Here is a 20,266-nt window from a genome sequence, read left to right as displayed (position 1 = left end):
AATCAGTCCGAACAAGATATTGGACGTTCGAATAGCGGCGACCGGAGAATCGGGTCATGAACCCGAGCACGCTGACCGTCACGTCGATGACCACCGCCGAGGAGGCCGAGGCCTTCCGGACGCTGAACGAACAGTGGATCTCCCACACCTTCACCATCGAGGAGTCGGACCGCAAGACGCTCGGCGACCCGTTCGCCGCCATCGTCGAGCCGGGCGGCGACGTGCTCGTCCTCCGCGACGGCGGGGAGGTCATCGGCTGTGTCGCCCTGGTGCGCAGCTCGGAGGACGTCTTCGAGTTGTCGAAGATGGCGGTTGCCCCGGCGGCGCGCGGAAGGGGCCTCGGCCGCCAGCTCATCGAGGCGGCGATCGAGCGGGCCCGCCAGCTCGGCGCGACCACCCTGTTCCTCGGCAGCAGTACCAAGCTCCCGAACGCCGTGCACCTCTACGAGACGGCCGGCTTCCAGCACGTCGATGGCGAACAGATCCCGCTGCCGCCGTACGCCCGCGCCGACGTCTTCATGCGCATGGCGCTCTGACCGCAGGCTTAACCCGGCCTTAGCGTTCGCACAGCGCGCTGCTATCCCGGTTCAGCCGATCCTCGTAGTCGACAACCGAGGAAAGGTGGACACCACGATGAAGCGGACCAATCTGCTCCTGGCGTCGGTCGGCGGGGCGGCGGTGCTGGCGGTGGCCGGGGCCGCGTTCGGCGTCACCGCCGCGAAGGACTCGCGCACCGACACGACGCTCGCCGCCGCGACCGTCGCGCCGACGGCCGACAGCACTACCGCCGCGCCGGCGACCAGCGATCCGTCGTCGACCGGCGCACCATCGGGTACGCCGACGAGCGGTGCCCCGTCGACCGGCGACACCCCGTCCCCGGGCGGCGCGCCGGCCGGCGCTGCCGTCGACGAGAAGCGAGCCGGAGAGATCGCGCTCACCAAGGCTGGCGGTGGCCAGATCGTCGAGGTCGAAGCCGAGCAGGAGCACGGCCGCCCGGTCTGGAGCGTGGAGATCGTCGCCGGCGACACCGAGCACGAGGTGGACGTCGACCGTGCGAACGGCTCGGTGGTCAAGGCCGAGCAGGAGCCGGTCGACGCCGACGACGACGCCGACGACAAGGACGACGACGACTGACCGTCGACTCCCGCCGCCCGCCCCGGGGATCGACCCGAGGCGGGCGGCGCCGTCGTGGAGCAGGTGCCCCGGCATGGTGGTCTAGATCGGCACGCGTTGTTCCTGGACCGTCGGCTGCTCCTGGGCCGTCGGCTGCTCCTGGACCGTCGGCTGCTCCTGGGCCGTCGGTTGGTCCTGGGCGAACTGCGTGCGGTACAGCTCGTGGTAGCGGCCACCGGCCGCGAGCAGGTCGCCGTGTCGTCCGCGTTCGACGATCCGTCCGTCCTCCACGACGAGGATCTGGTCGGCTGCCCGGATGGTGGAGAGCCGGTGCGCGATGACCACGCTCGTACGACCGGTGAGTGCCTCGGCCAGGGCGTCCTGCACCGCCGCCTCCGAGGTGGAGTCGAGGTGCGCGGTGGCCTCGTCGAGGATGACCACGCGCGGCCGAGCCAGCAGCAGTCGCGCGATGGTGAGCCGTTGCCGTTCCCCACCGGACAGGCGGTATCCCCGCTCTCCGACGACGGTGTCGAGCCCGTCGGGAAGCGAGCGGATCAGGTCGGCGAGTCGGGCCCGCCGCAGCACGTCCCACATCTCGTCCTCGGTGGCGCCCGGCCGGGCGAACGCCAGGTTGGCGCGAATGCTCTCGTGGAAGAGGTGCCCGTCCTGGGTCACCACACCCAACGCCGTCCGGATCGACTCGGCGGACAGGTCGCGTACGTCGACGTCGCCGAGTCTCACGGCGCCGTCGTCGACGTCGTACAGGCGCGGCACCAGCTGTGCGATCGTCGACTTACCCGCTCCGGAGGAACCCACGAGCGCGACCATCTGTCCCGCCTCGGCGCGGAACGACACCTCGTGCAGCACCTCCTCGCCGCCACGCGTATCGAGCTTGACCACGTCCTCGAGGGACGCGAGGGACACCCGGTCCGCCGACGGATAGCCGAAGCGCACCCCGTTGAACTCGACCGCGACCGGCCCGTCGGGAAGGGGCCGTGCGTCGGGTTTGTCGAGGATCAGCGGTGTGAGGTCGAGGACCTCGAAGACCCGCTCGAAGCTCACCAGTGCGCTCATCACCTCGACCCGGGCGCTGGCCAGCGATGTCAACGGCGCGTAGAGGCGTGACAGGAGCAGCGCGAGGGCGACCACTGTTCCGGCGTCGAGGCTGCCCCGCAGGGCGTACAGGCCACCCAGCCCGTAGACCAGGGCCAGCGCCAGCGAGCCGACCACGGTGAGGGCGGTGATGAAGACCCACTGGAGCATGGCGGTGCGGACCCCGATGTCCCGTACCCGCCGTGCCCGCGCGGCGAACTCGGCGGACTCCTCGGCCGGCCGCCCGTACAACTTCACCAGGGTGGCGCCCGGTGCGGAGAACCGTTCCGTCATACGTGTGCTCATGGCCGCGTTGTGCTCGGCCGCCTCACGCTGCAACCGGGCGAGCCGCGAACCGATGCGCCGGGCCGGTAGGACGAAGATCGGCAGCAGGACGAGCGCCAGCAGCGTGATCTGCCACGAGAAGCTGAGCATCACGGCCAACGTCAGCACCAACGTGACGGCGTTACCGACCACGCTCGACAGGGTGTCGCTGAACGCCCGCTGCGCCCCGATCACGTCGTTGTTCAGCCGGCTGACCAGCGCACCTGTGCGGGTCCGCGTGAAGAACGCCACCGGCATCTGTTGGACGTGGTCGAAGACAGCCGTCCGCAGTTGGACGATCAGCCCCTCACCGATGCTGGCGGAGAGGAATCGCGTCACCAGTCCGAGGCCGGCCTCGGCGAGGGCGATCACCGCGATCAGTACGGCCAACCGGACCACGACACCGCCGTCGGCGCCGTCCACGATCGCGTCGACCACCCGGCCGGCGAGAATCGGCGACGCGACCGTGAGAACGGCCGTCACGACGCTCAACACGAGAAACCTGATGATCAGCGCGCGGTGCGGCCGTGCGAACCGCGCGATCCGCTTCAAGGTGGCGCGGGACAGCGGACGCTCGTCCCGTGCGTTCATCGCGTGGCGCAGTGACGTCCACGCGGTAACTTCCATGCTCATGCGTACCTCCGATACCGGAGGCTAGGACCTCACCCGAGCTTTAGGTCAAGTCGTGGGTGTGGTTGGGCGGGGCCGAACTGCTCCGCACGACAGTGTGAGTAGGGTGCTCGTCATGATCGGGGACGCCGCATGCCGTTGACGAATCCGTGGCTGGCCGGGCCCACACCGGCTGGGCGACTCGATCGTGAACGGCTCGAAGAGCGCATCCTCAACCTGCTGTCGTCGCAGAACATGTGCGTGCTCGCGACCACGGGGCCGGACGGCCCGCTGGCCACCCCGGTGCGGTACTACCCGCTCGGCTTCACGGTGCTGTTCACGGCCGCGCCACGTTCGCCGAAGATGCGCAACATCGCTGCCGATCGACGCGTGTCCGTCGGGATCTTCGCGCCGCTGGTCGGGCTGGCCAGCAGCCGTGGGGCTCAGTTGTTCGGTACTGCCCGGGTGCTCGACCCGGCGCATCCGGACCGAGCGCACTACTGGGAGGCGTTCCGATGGGAGAACGAGCATGCCGAGCGGGGGCGGTCGCTGTCCGAGCCGCCCCAAGACACCCTTGTGGTCGTCGAGCCGGAGCGGATCGTCTATACCGAGCACTGGCTGCGACGTGAAGGGTTCGCACCCCGCCAAGTCTGGCGCCCGCTCGTCACATGATCGGCCGGACACTTCCTTGGGCGTGTCGTGTCGATCTTGTTGGTCGTTTCACGATGTGCCGGTGGTGAGTTGACCGATGAGGCGTGGGCGGTGATCGCGCCGCTGCTGCCGGAGCCGGGTGGTGCGCGGGACGGTGGCGGGATCACCGCCAGGTCATCAACGGGACGATCGTGCGGGCGCACCAGCATGCCGCTGGCGCTTGCGAAAGAGGGGCTCCACGACAGGTCCGGCGACACCCTCACGCGCAAGATGGCGAGGCCATCGGCCGGTCCCGCGGCGGGTTGAGCACGAAGATTCACCTCGCGGTCGACGGAGGCGGCCGGCCGCTGTCGATCCAGCTCACCCCGGGTCAGGCGGCGAAAACCCGCAGCTTTGGCGCTGCTGGACTCGATCCGGGTCAACGAGCCCGGACCGGGGCGGCCCCGCAAACGTCCCGAGGTGCTGATCGCGGACAAGGGCTACGCGCACGACTCCACCCGTCGAGCCCCGCGACCGCGCGGGATCCGCCACGTCATCCCGGAGCGATCCGACCAGGTCGCCCGCCGCAACGCCAAGGGCAGCCCCGGCGGCAGGCCGCCGGCCTTCGTCAAGCAGGTCCACCGCATACGCAACGTCGTGGAACGCTTCTTCAACCGATTCAAGCAGTGGCGTGACCTGGCCACCCGCTACGCCAAACGGGCATGCATCCCTCTACCGATCAAGCCTGGTCCTCATCGCCGCCATCATCTGGCTCCGATGACGGCACTGCGGCCGCGACTTCACGCTCTTACCTAGGGACAGGCCGGTGTCGGTGTAGCCGTGCCGGCTGTAGAAGCGCACTGCATCGGCGTTGCGGTGGTGGATGCCAGCCGACAGGCACGTGATCCCCCGGTCGCTTGCCCACTGTTCGGCCGCCGTGAGCAACGCTGATCCCACCCCGAGCCCTCTGGCAGCGGGCAGTACAACCGTGTGGACCTGGGCCGACGGTTCAGGACGCAGGATCTGATGGTCCGGCGGATCGGAATGCCGCAGCATTTCGACCATTCCGACTACCTGGCCGTCATGCCCCTCAGTGACGAGGACGCCATCCCGCCCGGCCTCGTCGGCCGCCATGGCCTAGTTACGTCGGTGGTAGTGGTTCCGGCGGGGGATCTGGTCGGGATCGAGCCAGGCCGGTGGGGTGAATTCGGGGTGGCCGTCGTTTCCGAGGTGGACGGTCCATTCGCTGTGGTGGACGTGTCGGTGGTGATGGGCGCAGAGCAGCACGGCATTGGCAAGGCTGGTGGGGCCACCGTCGGTCCAGTGGCGGATGTGGTGGGCGTCGCACCAGCGGGGTGGCCGGTCGCAGCCGGGGAAGGCGCAGCCGCGGTCGCGCAGGACCAGCGCACGTCGTAGGGGGCCGGTGATGAGTCGTCGTTGCCGACCGACGTCGAGGGTCTGGCTGGTGCCGCCGAGGACGGCGGGAAGGATGGCCGCGTCGCAGGCCAGCCGGCGAACCGTCTGCGGGGTCACGGTGAAGCCGGCGTCGAGGGTGCCGGCGCTCAGTCCCCGTGCGAGGGCGTCGTAGCTGGTGGTGATGACGATCTGGGCGGGGTCACCACCGTGCTCGGGCAGATCGCCGGTGCGCAGGGTGAGTCGGCAGAGGTCGGCGAGGGCGTCATGGCGGCGTTGGCCTGGAGAGCGTTGGTCGTCGGGGCCGCTGGGTGCGCTGAGTGGGTCGATGGCGGCACGCAGCACGCCGGCGGTTTCGGCGTCGAGGATGCCGGTGAGACGTAGTCGGCCGTCGGTCTGCGCAGACAGGGTGAGATGCCGGTCGCGGTCGGCTCGGCGGGCGTCGGCGTCGAGCGCGGCCTTCGCGGCGGCCTCGGCGACGTCGGGGGCGACGTGGTCGAGGATGCGGGTGCTCACCTTGCGCAGCAGGGTGGGGTCGAACTGCCCCGCCCATTCGACGAGGACGCCGACGGCCTTGTCGGCGGCTGCGGTGCCGGCGGAGTCGTGCACCGTGGTGACGGTGTCGGTGATGACGCGGGCCTGCTCGGCGGTGATGTTCCCGTCGGCCAACGCCTGCCGGACTCCGCCGTTGTGGCCGTTGTCGAGGGCGGCGGCGAGATCGACGAGCCGACGAGCGGTGGGAACGGTGAGGCGCAGGCGCTCGCGCAACCAGACCGTCGTGCAGGACGCGCCCTGGGCGCGGGCCGTGCCCCGGCCGTCGAGCTCGCGGACGAGGGTCAGCTCGATCGCGGCGAGGCGTTGCGTGAGGCGGTGCGCGGCGTCGAGCGCGGCGATCAGATCGTGCTCCGCAAGGGTCCAGGCCGCCGCGTCGACGCAGGCCGCGACCGCGTCGTCCGCCTGCGCCAGCTCCTCGACCATGACCTGACACTAGGACAGGTGTACGACACTTTCGGTCATCATGATCGATAGGCGATCCAGACGGACACGGGTTGCCACATCGCGGTGGGGGGCGGTGGAGCCCAGCTCACCTCACTCGTCGTCGGCGTCCTCGTCCTCGTCCAGGGGACGCTCGTGACCTGTTCGGCCGAGATGGCCCGTCGAGTCGCGCCACCACTCTGCGCCCGCGTTGTCCCTGAAGGTCAACACCGGACGGCGGCGTGCACCCTCGATCTCGGAGGGCACCTGAGTCTCGAAACGCTCGCCCGGCAGCAGGACGTCTCGCTGCGTGACGACGCGCAGCGCCATGTCCTGTCCCAGATCGAAGTGCACCGAGAGTCGGTAGATCGGAAGCGCCGACATGTTCGTCACCACAAAGGTCAGCTCGGGCTCCGATATGGGCTCCGGCTCATCCTCGTCGAGGTCGAGCGGCTCGACGTCGTCGCGGATCCACACGCCGATCGACGCTGCCTGCTGCCTCGCCCACTGCATCTCGGTACGACGATCACGCTCGGACTCGATCTTGTAGAGCCGGTATGCGACGAACCCCGCTATCGCCGCGAGCAGCGCGCCAGCCGCTGACCCCACCGCGTCCACGACACCCCACACAGGCCGTAGCGTACCGACGACGTCAACGAACGCCGACCGATGTGCCGGTCATCGTCAACGTCGGACGACGCCGACGGTGACCGCGCCGCCACCCGCATGCCCGATCGGGCAGCCGGCAGCGGCGCGATCACCGTTGTCACGTCGTGCGGTCAGCTGATGCGGAACTGCTGACCGTAGACGGCGAATGCCAACGGCGTGTTCAGGTTGAAGTTGCCGTTGTTGAGGAACACCCGCTGGGCCGTGTCGACGCGGGAGGTGTCCGAGTGGGCCTCTTCCTTCTTCATCTCGATGACCCGCTCGTCGAGGAACGCGTTGAGCCAGGTCCGCTCGTCGCCACCCTGCGCCGGGGGCTTCGCCCGGGCGAGGGCGCGGCTGCGGATCTGGCGCATGCCCTCGTACCCGTGCATGACCGCCGCGTCGTAGTAGGCGAACTGGCCGAGTGCCCGTACCCCGTCGTTCTTGCCGTCGCGGACCGACGGGTTGAAGTAGACCCGGTCCCGCTCGGCCTCCTGCGCGGCCCGGAACACGGAGTCGTTGGCGGCGGTGCGCCAGTCGCGGGTGAAGTTCGGGTCGAGGCCCGAGTGCGACGCGGTGCCGTTGACGGCGCGCAGCGCCGGCAGGTAGCCGGCCAGCACGTTGCCGGGCTTGGTGTTCGTGTACGCCTGGACCAGTTCGAGCATGTCGCCGGTGCCGGAGCAGAAGCCGATGATGCCGGCGGTGTAGCCCCGGCCGTCGCCGATGTCCTCGATGTAGGAGAACTGGGCGCGCCAGTCGAGTGAGGAGTTCTCCGCCGCCGACACGAGCTGCATGGCGACGTCCTTCTTCGCCGGGTCGTCGAGGTTGGTGCCGGTCGAGCCGCTGGCGGTCGGCGTGGGGGTGGGGTTGCCGCCGCCGCCCGGAAGGGTCCACTGCTGGTTGGTGGTGCCGCCGCAGGTCCAGATCTGCAGCCGGGCGCCGTTCGCGGTGCTGCGGTCGGTCACGTCGAGGCACTTGCCCGAGGCGGTGTTGACCAGGGCGCCGCCGCTGGCGGCGGTCCACTTCTGGGCGCCGGTGCTGTTGCAGTCGTACAGCTGGATCTTTGCGCCGTTGGCGGTCGAGGCGGCGGTGACGTCGAGGCACTTGCCGAGTGCGCGGATCGAGTTGTCGGTGTTGCCGACCGTCCACGTCTGGGCTGCGCTGCCGTTGCAGTCGTAGAGCTGCACGGCCGTGCCGTTGGCCGAGCTGGCACCGGCCACGTCGACGCACTTGCCGGCCAGGCCGGTGATCGGGCCGGCGGTCGCGGCGCTGGCCGACGGCAGGCCGTAGCCGACCGCCGCGACGCCGATCAGCAGGGTGCCCACGGCGTAGGCGGCTGTTCTCTTACGCACCATGGTGTTCCTCGGGGGAAAGGGGCGGCATGCCGCCGACCGGTCGGGTGCCCGGCGTGGGGGAGGGCGCCAAGGCACCGCGAGAATCAGGAAACTGTATTAACAGATAGCAGCAGGTCGATCAACTGTCAATCGGAACTCCACTGGGCAGGGCGGTGGTGGCTCTGCGTAGCGCCCAGACGCATGCCAACACCGCAGGGTGGTCGCCCGCACCCCTGCGGTAGGCGATTCTCGTGCGTCGGCGGAGGGTCAGCGGGAGGAGGCGAACCTGCGGCGAGGGCTGCGTGACGGCGAGCTGTGGGACGAGCGCGACCCCCTCGCCCGCGGCGACCAGGGCGAGCATGGCGGTGAAGTCGTCGACGTGGTGCCGCACCGCCGGGGCGAAACCCGCCATCTGGCAGACGTGCAGGGCGACCGAGTGACAGAGCGTCCCGGGGCTGCCGACAATCCACTGTGCGTCGCGCGCACCGCCGACCGCGTCGAGATCCGCGCCGCCGAGATCCGCGTCGTCGCCCGACAGGACCCCAGCGGGTACGGCCAGGTAAACGGTCTCCTCCAGCAGCGCGATGGAGTCCAGCGCCGGGTCGGGTGGGACCGGCGCGATGTCGTAGTCGTGCAGCAGCGCGACGTCGAGCTGCCGGCTCCGCAGGGCGGCCGGCATGTCGACCGGGTCCAACTCGGTGATCATCAGGTCCAGTGCCGGATGGTCGCGGGCCAGGGTGACCAGCGCCGCCGGTAGCAGGGTGCGTACGGCGCTGGGAAAGGCGCCGATGCGCACGCTCCCGCGCAGGCCCGTCCGGGCGGCCGCCAGGGTCGCGTCGGCGGCTTCCAGCGCTGCCAGGATGACCTCGGTGTGCCGCACGAGCGCGGTCGCCGTCGCCGTGAGGCTGACCCGGCGCCCACTGCGCTCCAGCAGGCGGATGCCCGCCTCCCGTTGCAGGGCGGCCAGTTGCTGCGAGACGGCGGACGGCGTGTAGGCGTGCGCCTGGGCGACCGAGGCGATGGTCCCGAGACGGGCCAGATCTCGCAGTAGGACGAGACGACGGACGTCAAGCATCAGGCCAGCTTACGTATTGGTTGAGCAATCGGAACTGGACCTTCCTGGTCGGTCGCCGGAGAGTGAGGGCATGACCCTGACCGGCCTTTACGTTCCACTGATCACCCCGTTCGACGACTCCGGCGCCGTTGCCACCGACGCGTTGACGTCCCTGGCCGTCGACGTCCTGGACGCCGGCGCGGCCGGTGTGGTCGCGCTGGGCACGACGGGCGAGCCGGCCGCGCTCACCGACGAGGAGCGGAGCGCGGTGCTCGACGTCCTGGGGGCGGTGTGCCGGGAGCGTCGCGCGCGTCTGCTCGTGGGCGCCAACAGCGCCGAGGCCTTACGCGCGCTGGCCGACCGGCCCGAGGTGACGGCGGCCCTGACCCTGGTGCCCCCGTTCCTGCGGCCGGGCGCTCCGGGAGTGCTCGCCTACTTCGCCCACCTCGTCCGGGCCAGCCCCGTGCCGCTGGTCGTCTACCACGTGCCGTACCGGACCGGGCAGCAGCTCGACGCCGACGACCTGCGGCGGCTCGCGGAGTTGCCCGGCGTCGTCGGCGTCAAGTACGCCACGGGAGGGATCGACGCGGACACCGTCGACCTCCTCGCCGACGTCCCGCCCGGGTTCGCCGTACTCGGTGGTGAGGATCCGCTCCTGTCCCCGCTGCTCGCCCTCGGCGCGCACGGCGCCATAGCCGCCTCGGCCCAGGTCGCGGCCGGGGACTACGTCCGGTTGGTCGCGCACTGGCAGGCGGGCGACGTCACGCCCGCGAGGTCGCTGGGCCACCGACTCGCGGGCCTGTCGGCGGCGCTGTTCGCCGAGCCCAACCCGAGCGTCGTCAAGTCGGTGCTGCACGCGCGGGGACGCATCCCGACCCCGTCGGTACGCCTGCCGCTGCTGCCCGCCAGTCAGGACGCGACGCGGCGGGCGCTCGGGCGCCTGGAGGGGTTGAGCAGCGAGCCGAGGTGAGCGGCGGCCCCGGGCCGCGATCCGGCGACGCGGCACGTCGGAGACGAAGATCATTTGTTCATCAACCGGTCGCCCGGCTGTGCGCGACGGTGGCTATCGTCAGCCCGCGCGAGGGCCCGGACGATGCCGGGTCGAGCCGCGTCAGCAGCACCACCGAGCCGCGAGGAGCGTTCCATGGCAGTCGTTTTCCGCCGTACCCACTTCTGGTGGGCCGCCGCGGTCGCCGTGCTCGCCGCGGCGGCGCTGACGGCCTGCGGCAGCGACGACCGCGCCGAACCGGCCGCCGCGCCCACCACCGGCGGTGCGGTCGCGCCGACGGCGACCGCGCCGCCCGCTCCGCCGCAGGGAAAGCTGCGCGGGTACGGCACGGTGCGGCAGCTCACCGAGACCGCCGACCTGGTCGTGCGCGGCGAGGTCGCGTCCGCCGGCTTCCGGGTCGACGAGGTCCTGCGGGCCAGGACCGACACCGGTGTACGCGCCGGAGCGTCGATCACACTCGCCAGCCTCGACGCCGGTGTGGCGGACATGGCCCACATGTCGACCCTCGACGTGGGTCAGAGAGTGGTCCTCTACCTGTCCCAGGACGCGGGGGCCGCGACGCCGACGTTCCGGACGCTCAGCGGCGATTTCGGCGTCTTCGACGTCACCGGGGCCGGTGACGATGCCGTCGCGTCCAGCCGCTCGCAGGCCATGGCCGTCACCGGCCTGCGCACGGAGGACGCGACGGCGTCGGGTCACGGCTTCCGTACCACCCTCGGTCAGTTGCGCGCGGTCGCCCAGCGCCCCTGAGGCGTCCGCGTGCTCAGTGCTCCCGGTAGGTGGCCCGGTCGAAGTCGGCGTACACCCCGTCGCCGCCGAGATCCTGCACCCACAGGCCGAGGAAGGAGCCGGTGAAACCCCAGGCTGCGGGCTCCCCGTCGATGATCAGCGCGGCGTGCTCGTCGGACAGGATCGTCGCGTCCAGGTCGACGGGCAGGCGCTGCCAACCGGCCCCGAGGTCGTAGTCGAAACGCACCACGGGTCCGTCGAACACCGCCCGCAGACCGACCTGGGCGACGCCACTGGCGTCGACGGTCAGCTCCGGGTACGGGGTGCGTCGGCCATTGTCGGAGCTGAGCAGCTCCAACACCGTACGTCCGTCGTCGGCGCGGGTCAGGTAGAGGTGGTGCCAGTTCAGGGTGTTGTAGTACGCGGTGATCCCCGCGAGCTGCCGGTGGTCGATCGGGTCGAACTCGACGACGGTCTCCAGTGAGCAGTGCGTCGCCCCGACCCGTCGCGCGACCAGGCTCGGCGCCTGCCGGCCCACCGGTGACTGTCCACCGTGGACACGCAGGTGCGAGGGCCGCGAGCGCAGGTCGATCCAGTCGGCGCTGGCCGGCCGGCGCAGCGTCGACCAGCAGGATGCCAGCTCGGCGGCGTCGAAGTCGTCGGTCGCGGGCTCCTCGGGCCACGGGTGCGGCGACAGGTCCGGGGCGACGACCTCCTCGGCCGGCACCCCGCCGGCGATGCGGGGCCAACCACCGTCCGGCCACTCGACCCGCTGGATCGCGGTCTCCCGACCGAGCACGCAGTTGCCCAGCGGCGAGTAGGGACGACCGACCAGGTGGGCCAGGTACCAGCCGCCGTCGGGGGTCTGCACGAGGCTGCCGTGACCGGCCTTCTGCAACCGCAGGTCGGGCCGACCCACCGAGGTCAGCAGGGGCCCGTCCGGGTCCACCTCGTACGGGCCGAACAGCTCCCGCGAACGCGCCACGGTCACCTGGTGCTCCCAGCTGGTGCCACCCTCGGCGGTGATCAGCCAGTACCAGCCGTCGTGGCGGTACAGGTGCGGCCCCTCGGTCACCCCTACCGACGTGCCGGTGAACAGGATGCGCGGCCGGCCGACGAGACGACGGGTCGCCCGGTCGTACTGCTGGATCTCGATGCCGCCGAACCGGTCCCGGCCGGGACGCCAGTCCGCGCTCATGCTCAGCAGCCAGGTGCGGCCGTCGTCGTCGTGGAACAGGGCGGCGTCGAAGCCACGCCCGTGCAGCTTCACCGGGTCCGACCAGGGCCCGGCGATGTCGGGCGCGGTGATCAGGAAGTTCTGCGGGTCCCAGTAACCGCTGGCGAAGCTGGCCACGTCGCTGTAGACGAGGTGGAACTCCCCATCGTGGTACGTCAGGTCGGGCGCCCACACACCGTTGGAGTCGCCGCAGCCGCGCAGATCGAGCAGGCGGCGGTCGGTGATGATGCCACCCAGCGGGCGCCAGTTCACGAGGTCGCGCGAGTGGTGCACGCGTACCCCCGGATACCACTCGAAGGTCGAGGTGGCCAGGTAGAAGTCATCGCCGACGCGCAGGATCGACGGGTCCGGGTGGAACCCGGCGAGGACGGGGTTGCGGATCGACCAGGCAGCGGTCGCCACGTCAGCGGTGTCGGTCGACACGGGGGCTCCTCTGTGCGGTGCGGCTGTGAAACTTCCGGAAACTTGCGGGTACCAGATCACTGGAAGCCCCTCGTACGGTAGCCGGTCTTATCGCGATAGGACAGGGGTCTTGACCGCTGGGGGAACTGCTCGTAGCGTCCCGGCCATCGATCGGTAATACCGACGAAGCAATGAAAGTTCCGGAGATCCAGGTTCGAACCCTTGCCGGCTCGGCCGGCGTCCGAGCACACCGTGAGTCCCCGAAGGGATGGATCATGACAGCGCACCTCTCCCGCCGATCGCTGCTCGGCCTTGCCGGCGCCGGCGCCGGCGCCTACCTGCTCAGCGCCTGCAGTGGCGATGACAAGTCCAGCGACCCGAACGCGCCGCAGACGATCAACTGGTGGCACATCCAGAACACCGAGCCGATGCTGCCGGTCTGGGCCGCGATGGCCAACGAGTACAAGACCGCGCACAGCAACGTCACGTTCACCATCCAGCCGCTGGAGAACGAGGCGTTCAAGGCCAAGCTCACCACCGCCACGCAGGCGGGCGACCCGCCGGACCTCTTCCAGTCCTGGGGCGGCGGCGTGCTCAAGCAGCAGGTCGACGCGGGTCTGGTCAAGGACCTCACCGATGACGTGAAGGACCTGGTCGGCGGCATCCTGCCCGCCGCCATGGGCCCGTACACGATCGACGGCAAGATCTACGGCATCCCGTTCGACATCGGCATGGTCGGGTTCTGGTACAACAAGGACCTCTTCACCCGCGCCGGCATCACCGAGCCCCCCACCACCTGGACCGCTCTGCTGGACGCGGTCCGCAAGCTCAAGACCGCCGGCATCACCCCGGTCGCCATCGCCGGCAAGGACAAGTGGCCGGCCCACTTCTACTGGTCGTACCTGGCGATGCGCATCGGTGGCGTCGGCGCGCTGCAGAAGGCCGTCGACGACAAGAACTTCGACACCCCCGACCTGGTCGCCGCAGGTGAGCGCCTCAAGGAGCTCGTCGACCTGCAGCCGTTCCAGAAGGGCTTCCTCGGTGCCGAGTACGGCTCCCCGGACGGGCAGGCCGCCACCATGGGCAACGGCGGCGCGGCCATGGAGCTGATGGGTCAGTGGGCGCCGGCGGTGCAGGCGTCCAGCTCGACCAGCAAGAAGGGCATCGGCGACAAGCTGGGCTTCTTCCCGTTCCCCGCCGTGGACGGCGGCAAGGGCACCGCTACCGAGGTCTTCGGCGGCGGCAACGGTTTCGCCGTCGGCAAGGACGCCCCGGCCGCCACGATCGACTTCCTGAAGTTCCTGCTCAGCGTCGACAACCAGCGCCGGTCCGCGAAGACCGGCGCGGTCCTGCCCACGGTCAAGGACGCCACCGACGCCATCAGCGACCCGAACAACAAGGTCGTCGCGGAGACCCTGGCGAAGAACACCGGCTTCCAGCTCTACCTCGACCAGGCGTACGCGCCGGCGCTCGGGCAGCAGATCAACGACAGCGTCGCCGAGATCATCGCCGGCAAGAAGGCGCCCGCGGCGATCCTCAAGGACATCACGCAGGTGGCGAAGACCGCCTGACCGTGACCCCGTACCCATCCGTAGCCGGCGATCGACATCGAGTGGAGCAGGAATGACCAGGCCATCGACCGTGTCGTACACAGGGCGCGGCGACACGGCGACAGATCCGCCGGCACCGGGGCCGGGCACCGCGCGACAGCGCGGCCGCCAGCCCCGGCCGGGGCGGGGTGGCGTCCTCGCAGTGTTCCTGACGCCCGCCCTGGCGCTGTTCGTGCTGCTGGTCATCACGCCCATCGTGGTGGCCGCCTACGCCAGCCTCTACAAGTGGAACGGCTTCGGGCTACCGGAGAACTTCGTCGGGCTGGACAACTACACCCGCGCCTTCGGCGACCCGACGTTCCGGGGTGACCTGTGGCGCGGCCTCGTGCTGGTGCTGCTGTCGCTGACCGTGCAGCTGCCCGTCGCGTTGGCCCTGGCCATGCTGCTCAACCAGCCGCTGCGCGGCCGAGCCGTCTACCGGCTGATCTTCTTCGCCCCGTACGTGCTCTCCGAGGTCACCACGGCAGTCCTGTTCACCCTGGTGTTCTCACCCAACCGGGGTCTGGGCGAGTCGATATCCACGTTCCTGGGAGCGGAGGCGGGAGCGGTATTCGCCGATCCGTCCACCGTGCTGTACGCCGTCTTCCTGGTGGTGTCCTGGAAGTACTTCGGCCTGTACATGATGCTCTTCCTGGCCGCCCGACAGGGCATCCCGAAGGAGCTGTCCGAGGCCGCGGTCACCGACGGCGCGACCGCGTGGCAGGCGTTCCGCCACGTCACCCTGCCGTTGCTCGGGCCGACGATCCGGATCAGCATCTTCCTGTCGGTCATCGGCACCATCCAACTGTTCGACATGGTCTGGGTGCTCACCGGTGGTGGTCCGATCCACTCCTCGGAGACCATGGCCGTGACGATGTACCAGTTCGGTTTCCGCCGGTTCGAGGTTGGCTACGCCAGCGCGATCAGCATGGTCATGTTCCTGCTGAGCCTCGTCTTCGCCCTGTTCTACCAGCGCGTCGTCCTGCGTCGGGACACCGCGGGCGCCATCACCAACCAGGGAGGCCAGCGATGACCGCCAAGACCAGTGGCGCCCAGCGGACCCGCAGCATCGTGCTGCACCTCGTCTGCATCGGCGTCGGCGCGCTCATCGTCGTGCCGGTCTGGTTCGGTGTGATCGGTGGCTTCAAGGACAACGGCCAGCTGTCGACCAACCCGCTGGGCCTGCCCGACCCGTGGGTGCCGTCGAACTACACCGACCTGTTCGCCTCCGGGGTGTTCTGGCGGCAGCTCGGCAACAGCCTGCTCATCGCCGTCAGCAGCACGTTCATCGTCGTCGCCGCGGCGGCGATGGCCGCGTTCGTCTTCGCGCGCTACGCCTTCCGGGGCCGCGAGTTCCTGGTGACCCTGTTCGCGATCGGCCTGATGTTCCCGTTCGCGGTGGCGATCCTGCCGCTGTTCGTCCTGCTGCGCTCCATCGGCCTGCTGGACAACCCGCTCGGCGTCATCCTGCCCCAGGCCGCCTTCGGGCTGCCGATCACCATCATCATCCTGCGCCAGTTCTTCCGTACCATCCCCGCCGAGGTGGAGGAGGCCGCCGTCCTGGACGGCTGCAGTTCCTTCGGGTTCTTCTGGCGGGTCCTGCTGCCGATGGCCCGCCCCGCGCTGGCCACCGTCTCGGTCCTGGCCGTCGTCACCAGCTGGAACAACTTCATGCTGCCGCTGGTCGTCTTCAGCGATCAGAGCTGGTGGACCCTGCCCGTCGGGGTCCAGGCGTTCCAGGGTCAGTACGCCGACGACACCGCGCGGGTGCTCGCGTACGTCGTCCTGTCGATGCTCCCCGCCCTGGGCTTCTACGCCGTCGCCGAACGCCAACTGATCGGCGGTCTGACCGGCAGCGTCAAGGGGTGACGACACCAGATCGCCGACCAACCTGAACAATCCCGCCAGACGAAGGAGCGGACCGTGGGCTCCGACAACGGCCGAAACGTCACCATCGCGATGATCGCGCGACTGGCCGGTGTCTCCGTGCCCACGGTCTCGCGGGTCATCAACGGCCGCACCGACGTCGCTCCCGACACCCGGGAGCGCGTCGAGGCGCTGCTCAACCAACACGGCTACCGCCGGCGCACCCAGGCCCGGCGGACCGAGGCCGCACTGATCGACCTGGTCTTCAACGACCTGGACAGCCCGTGGGCGGTGGAGATCATCCGCGGGGTGGAGGACGTCGCCCGCGCCAGTGGCGTCGGCACCGTCGTCTCCGCCATCCACTGGCGCATCTCCTCGGCCAAGCAGTGGCTGGACAACATGCGTACGCGATCCACCGAGGGCGTCATCTTCGTGACCTCGATGGTGAACCCGCCACTGCAGGCGGAGCTGCGTCGGCTGCACCTGCCGGTGGTCATCATCGACCCCGCCGGGGTCGATCCGCAGGAGTCACCCACCATCGGCGCGACCAACTGGGCGGGCAGCCTGAGCGCCAACCAGTACCTGCTGGGCCTCGGGCACCGCCGCATCGGCTTCATCGCCGGGCCACCACACCTGATGTGCAGCCGAGCCCGGATGGACGGCTACCGCGCGGCTCTGGGCGCCGCCGGCATCGCCGTGGACGAAGCCCTCATCCGGCCCGGCAACTTCTACCACGAGGCCGGCTTCACCTCGGGTACCCAGCTCCTGTCCCTGCCCGACCCACCCACCGCCATCTTCGCCTCCAGCGACCAGATGGCGCTGGGCGTCTACGAGGCCGTCCGCAAACGTGGCCTGCGGGTGCCCGACGACATCAGCGTGATCGGCTTCGACGACCTGCCGGAGGTCCGCTGGTGCTCCCCGCCGCTGACCACCGTCCGCCAGCCCCTCTCGGAGATGGGCATGCTGGCCGCCCGGACGGTGCTGCGGCTCGCCGGCGGCGAGAAGACCGAGAGCCCGCGCATCGAACTCGCCACCGAACTCGTCGTCCGCGACAGCGCCCGACCGCCCCGCTGACCGCGCGGCCTGTCGTCGGTACGTCGACCGTGCTCAGGCGTCGCGCAGGGCGTCCTCGACGCCGGTCTCGCGCCGACCGAGGTGCGCGGGCTCCCGGCCGGACAGCACGTCCACCGCCGCCTTCAGACAGGCGCCGTTCTCGCGCAGCGACCCGAACCGCCACGTCCGGGAGTACCGCTTGGCGCTGTCGTCGCCCACCCCCTGGGCGTCGATGCCGAGACGCCGACACAGGGCCACGGCCCGCGGCAGATGGAACGACTGGGTCACGACCGTCGCCCGTCGCACGCCGAAGATCTGTCGGGCCCGCGCGCAGGAGTCGTACGTGTCGAAACCGGCGTAGTCGAGGACCACCTTGCGCGCCGGCACACCTCGGTCGACCAGCCAGCGCAGCATCGCCTCGGGCTCGTTGTAGTCGGCGTTCATGTTGTCGCCGGACACCAGGATCGCGCTCACCCGGCCGGCGTCGAACAACCGCCGCGCGATCTCCAGCCGAGCTGCGAGGACCGGCGACGGCTCACCATCGGTGTCCACCTTGGTGCCCAGGACCAGGGCGACCGGTGCCGCCGGAACGTCGGCCTCGTCGTAGAGGTGGCCGGCGGCGGTGTCACGGACCCACCGCACGCTGGCGACGGTGCTGCCGGCCAGGACCACCGCACCCACCACCAGAGCCAGCAGAGTACGACGGACGAGCCGTCGACGTTCCCCGTACCACCGCGCCACAGCGATTCGTCCCCGCATGCGGGCGAGACTAGTCCGGCGGCCCGGGGCGGTCAGCGGCGCACGCGGTAGCGCAGGTGCAGCACGCGGTTGCCGTGGATCACCACGTCGGGGTCCTCCAACAGGTGCTGCGCGTCGACCGATCCGAAGTAGCGCTTGCCGGACCCGAACACGACGGGTACGACGTCCATGCGTACCTCGTCGACCAGGCCGGCGGCGAGCACCTGGCCGCCGACGTCGCCGGCGGCGACCTCGACGATGCGGTCACCCGCGAGCTCCTGCGCCCTCGCCACGGCTGCCTCGACGCCGTCGACGAAGTGGAACGGCGCCCCGGGGTCCCAGCCGTCGGGCCTGCCCCGGTGGGTCACGACGACCACGTGGGCGATCCCGCTCGGAGGTTGTCCGTCCCAGCCGTCGGTCAGGTCGAAGACATGACGGCCGACGACTGTCACCCCGATCTGGTCCCAGTACGGCCGGATGTAGTCGTAGGACGCCTGCGACACCGTCAGCGCGCCGCTCTCGTCCAACGGGACGTCACCGCTGGACAACCAGTCGAACAGCGGGCCGGGCTGGTCTTTCTCGTCCGCGACGAAGCCGTCCACCGACACCGAGCTGTACAGGACCACAGTGCCCACGGGGCTCTCCTCTGTCTGGGGATGCCCTCAAGTTAGCGTGTCGTGGGCTTGCAAACGCCGCCAGCACCTGCTCAGAGCCAGCCGTTGGCGCGCGCCGTGCGGGCCGCCTCGATGCGGTTGCGGGTGGCGGTCTTGCCGATGGCAGCGGACAGGTAGTTGCGCACGGTGCTCTCGGACAGGTGGAGCGCGGCGGCCATGTCGGCGACGGTGGCGCCGTCCACGGCGGCGGACAGCACCTCCCGCTCCCGGTCGGTGAGCGGATTCGGGCCGGCCGCGAGGGCGGCGGCGGCCAGCGTCGGGTCGATCACCCGTTCGCCGGCCAGCACCCGTCGGACGGCCACCGCCAGCTCCTGCACCGGCCCGTCCTTGACGAGGAAGCCGTGGGCGCCGGCCTCCATCGCCCGTCGCAGGTAGCCGGGCCGGCCGAAGGTGGTGAGGATCAGCACCCGGCAGGAGGGGAGCTGGTCGCGCAGCGTGGCAGCGGTGTCGAGACCGCTGCCGTCGGGCATCTCGATGTCCAGCAGCGCCACGTCGGGGCGTACCCGAAGAGCCTCGCTCGTGGCCTGCGCCCCGGTCGCGGCCTCGGCCACGACCTCGATGTCGGGTTCGAGGTTCAACAGCAGGGCCAGCGCGCCGCGCATCATGCCCTGGTCCTCGGCGAGGAGCAGCCGGATCACGACGCCCACCGTCCGGTGGGGGAGTGGGGGAGCCGGGCGGTGACCCGCAGGCCGCCGTCGTGCGCCGGGCCGACGTGCAGCGTCCCCCCGGCCTGCGCCAGCCGCTCGGTGAGGCCGCGCAGGCCGTTGCCGAGCTGCGGCCGGCCGCCCACCCCGTCGTCGCGGATGGTCAACACCGCCTCGTCGGCGTCGGTGGTGACCTCGATGTCGCAGCGCGACGCCCGGCTGTGCCGCACGACGTTCGTCACCCCTTCGCGCAGCACCCAACCGAACGCGTCGTCGGCCTCGACACCGAGCTGCCGGTCGCCGCCCCGGACGCTGACGGTGATCCCGACGTCGGCCAGGGCCGCACGGACGCTGTCGAGTTCCCGCGCGAAGCTGCGTTCCCGGTAGCCGGTGACCGCCTCGCGCACCTCGGCGAGCGCCGTACGACCGATCCGTTCGATGTCCGTCGCCTCCGCGACGACCCGCTGTGGATCGGTCGGGGCGAGCCGGCGTACCACCTCGGCCTTGACCACGACCAGGGACAGCGTGTGGCCCAGCAGGTCGTGCAGGTCCCGCGCGAAGCGCAGCCGCTCCTGCTCCACCGCCGTGCGGGCCAGCTCACGCTGGGTGCGGCGCAACTCCTCCACCAGGCGGGCCGTGCGGGCGAACGCCAACGTCAGCGTGCCCCCGAGCACGGTGATCAGCGCCATCTGGGCGGTCTCGGTGGCCGGCAGCCGGTGCGCCACGCCGATCACCAGGACGGCGGCGGCCGAGCCGCCGACCCAACCGAACCCCCAGGTCATGCGCACGAAGGCGACCGCGCCGGCCGTGGCGACGTACAGGAAGAGGACGAGCCAGCCCTCCGGCCCACCGGCGTACGCCACCGCGAGCCCGATCCCGAGCAGCGCGAAGGCGACGAGCCCCGCCTGGTGCACTGTCGGACGGACGGGCAGGTCGGCCACGGGTACGGCCACCAGGGCCAGGTAGAACAGCGCGAAGACGACGAGCCCCACCGCCGCCGGTGGTGCGGGATGCACCTGCCCGCGTGCGATCGCGGCGGCCGGCGTCAGCAGCAGCCAGAGCCAGAGGGTGTGCGCGGCGACGAGCAGCAAGCCTCGTCGGCGGGTTCCGCCGGACCCTGTCGCACCGGACGACAT

The 20,266-nt window shown here is 70.6% G+C and carries 20 protein-coding genes and 1 pseudogene; 10 read left to right on the top strand and 11 right to left on the bottom strand.

The features are described from left to right. The first annotated feature begins 56 nt into the window (after positions 1–56). The gene (locus tag ABZU91_RS15955) at positions 57–536 is read left to right on the top strand and encodes a GNAT family N-acetyltransferase (RefSeq protein ID WP_355240106.1); all 480 of its coding nucleotides are present in this window, start codon (positions 57–59) and stop codon (positions 534–536) included. Positions 537–633: 97 nt separating this feature from the next. After that, positions 634–1,134 carry a PepSY domain-containing protein gene (locus ABZU91_RS15950; RefSeq protein ID WP_355240103.1) on the top strand — a complete coding sequence of 167 codons (501 nt, stop codon included), beginning with the start codon at positions 634–636 and terminating at the stop codon, positions 1,132–1,134. Positions 1,135–1,215: 81 nt separating this feature from the next. Here the strand turns inward: ABZU91_RS15950 and ABZU91_RS15945 are convergent, their stop codons facing one another. Continuing rightward, on the bottom strand, positions 1,216–3,120 hold the full coding sequence (locus ABZU91_RS15945) for an ABC transporter ATP-binding protein (RefSeq protein WP_355240298.1): 1,905 nt from the start codon (positions 3,118–3,120) through the stop codon (positions 1,216–1,218). Between the two features lie 171 nt (positions 3,121–3,291). On the opposite strand from ABZU91_RS15945, the gene ABZU91_RS15940 reads away from it, so the two are divergent. Further along, positions 3,292–3,810 carry a pyridoxamine 5'-phosphate oxidase family protein gene (locus ABZU91_RS15940; protein WP_355240100.1) on the top strand — a complete coding sequence of 173 codons (519 nt, stop codon included), beginning with the start codon at positions 3,292–3,294 and terminating at the stop codon, positions 3,808–3,810. A 39-nt stretch (positions 3,811–3,849) separates the two neighbouring features. Continuing rightward, positions 3,850–4,549: pseudogene (locus ABZU91_RS15935) on the top strand (IS5 family transposase). On the opposite strand, the gene ABZU91_RS15930 reads toward ABZU91_RS15935, so the two are convergent. The 5 genes from ABZU91_RS15930 to ABZU91_RS15910 form a co-directional block, all read right to left on the bottom strand. Continuing rightward, positions 4,501–4,902, bottom strand: coding sequence for a GNAT family N-acetyltransferase (locus ABZU91_RS15930; RefSeq protein ID WP_355240097.1), 402 nt, complete (start codon positions 4,900–4,902; stop codon positions 4,501–4,503). The pseudogene ABZU91_RS15935 and the gene ABZU91_RS15930 sit on opposite strands and share 49 nt — an antisense overlap. 3 nt (positions 4,903–4,905) lie before the next feature. Next, a complete protein-coding gene (locus tag ABZU91_RS15925; RefSeq protein WP_355240094.1) occupies positions 4,906–6,159 on the bottom strand; it encodes a DUF222 domain-containing protein in 1,254 nt (417 codons plus the stop codon). Positions 6,160–6,270: 111 nt separating this feature from the next. Further along, positions 6,271–6,786 (bottom strand): hypothetical protein, encoded by a 516-nt coding sequence (locus ABZU91_RS15920; RefSeq protein WP_355240091.1) that lies wholly within the window; start codon positions 6,784–6,786, stop codon positions 6,271–6,273. Between the two features lie 149 nt (positions 6,787–6,935). After that, a complete protein-coding gene (locus tag ABZU91_RS15915; protein ID WP_355240088.1) occupies positions 6,936–8,156 on the bottom strand; it encodes a chitosanase in 1,221 nt (406 codons plus the stop codon). 118 nt (positions 8,157–8,274) lie between these two features. Further along, a complete protein-coding gene (locus tag ABZU91_RS15910; protein WP_355240085.1) occupies positions 8,275–9,210 on the bottom strand; it encodes a LysR family transcriptional regulator in 936 nt (311 codons plus the stop codon). A 70-nt stretch (positions 9,211–9,280) separates the two neighbouring features. Here ABZU91_RS15910 and ABZU91_RS15905 point away from each other — a divergent pair, with 70 nt between their 5' ends. Then, on the top strand, positions 9,281–10,159 hold the full coding sequence (locus ABZU91_RS15905) for a dihydrodipicolinate synthase family protein (RefSeq protein ID WP_355240082.1): 879 nt from the start codon (positions 9,281–9,283) through the stop codon (positions 10,157–10,159). A 174-nt stretch (positions 10,160–10,333) separates the two neighbouring features. Beyond that, the gene (locus tag ABZU91_RS15900) at positions 10,334–10,948 is read left to right on the top strand and encodes a hypothetical protein (protein WP_355240079.1); all 615 of its coding nucleotides are present in this window, start codon (positions 10,334–10,336) and stop codon (positions 10,946–10,948) included. Between the two features lie 13 nt (positions 10,949–10,961). Here the strand turns inward: ABZU91_RS15900 and ABZU91_RS15895 are convergent, their stop codons facing one another. After that, on the bottom strand, positions 10,962–12,587 hold the full coding sequence (locus ABZU91_RS15895; protein WP_355240076.1) for a glycoside hydrolase family 43 protein: 1,626 nt from the start codon (positions 12,585–12,587) through the stop codon (positions 10,962–10,964). Positions 12,588–12,841: 254 nt separating this feature from the next. Here ABZU91_RS15895 and ABZU91_RS15890 point away from each other — a divergent pair, with 254 nt between their 5' ends. The 4 genes from ABZU91_RS15890 (at position 12,842) to ABZU91_RS15875 (ending at position 17,095) form a co-directional block, all read left to right on the top strand. Continuing rightward, complete coding sequence (locus ABZU91_RS15890; protein ID WP_355240073.1) at positions 12,842–14,137, top strand: extracellular solute-binding protein; 1,296 nt, start codon at positions 12,842–12,844, stop codon at positions 14,135–14,137. 181 nt (positions 14,138–14,318) lie between these two features. Further along, positions 14,319–15,188, top strand: coding sequence for a sugar ABC transporter permease (locus ABZU91_RS15885; RefSeq protein WP_355240070.1), 870 nt, complete (start codon positions 14,319–14,321; stop codon positions 15,186–15,188). Further along, positions 15,185–16,024, top strand: a complete 840-nt coding sequence (locus ABZU91_RS15880) for a carbohydrate ABC transporter permease (protein WP_355240067.1) — start codon at positions 15,185–15,187, stop codon at positions 16,022–16,024. Before ABZU91_RS15885 ends, ABZU91_RS15880 begins: the two co-directional genes overlap by 4 nt. Before the next feature lie 54 nt (positions 16,025–16,078). Next, positions 16,079–17,095, top strand: coding sequence for a LacI family DNA-binding transcriptional regulator (locus ABZU91_RS15875; RefSeq protein ID WP_355240064.1), 1,017 nt, complete (start codon positions 16,079–16,081; stop codon positions 17,093–17,095). A 33-nt stretch (positions 17,096–17,128) separates the two neighbouring features. Here ABZU91_RS15875 and ABZU91_RS15870 read toward each other — a convergent pair whose 3' ends face one another. The 4 genes from ABZU91_RS15870 to ABZU91_RS15855 all read right to left on the bottom strand — a co-directional run bounded on the left by ABZU91_RS15870 (position 17,129) and on the right by ABZU91_RS15855 (position 20,266). Next, positions 17,129–17,833, bottom strand: a complete 705-nt coding sequence (locus tag ABZU91_RS15870) for an ElyC/SanA/YdcF family protein (protein WP_355240061.1) — start codon at positions 17,831–17,833, stop codon at positions 17,129–17,131. 32 nt (positions 17,834–17,865) lie between these two features. After that, positions 17,866–18,447: a dihydrofolate reductase family protein gene (locus ABZU91_RS15865; RefSeq protein WP_355240058.1), complete on the bottom strand. Its 582-nt coding sequence runs from the start codon at positions 18,445–18,447 to the stop codon at positions 17,866–17,868. Positions 18,448–18,518: 71 nt separating this feature from the next. Next, complete coding sequence (locus tag ABZU91_RS15860) at positions 18,519–19,124, bottom strand: response regulator transcription factor (RefSeq protein ID WP_355240055.1); 606 nt, start codon at positions 19,122–19,124, stop codon at positions 18,519–18,521. Then, on the bottom strand, positions 19,121–20,266 hold the full coding sequence (locus tag ABZU91_RS15855; RefSeq protein WP_355240052.1) for a sensor histidine kinase: 1,146 nt from the start codon (positions 20,264–20,266) through the stop codon (positions 19,121–19,123). Before ABZU91_RS15855 ends, ABZU91_RS15860 begins: the two co-directional genes overlap by 4 nt.

The sequence above is a fragment of the Micromonospora sp. NPDC005174 genome, from assembly GCF_040608495.1.
In the GTDB taxonomy this organism is placed as follows: Bacteria; Actinomycetota; Actinomycetes; order Mycobacteriales; family Micromonosporaceae; genus Micromonospora.
This window is presented reverse-complemented; position numbering and strand designations above follow the sequence as displayed.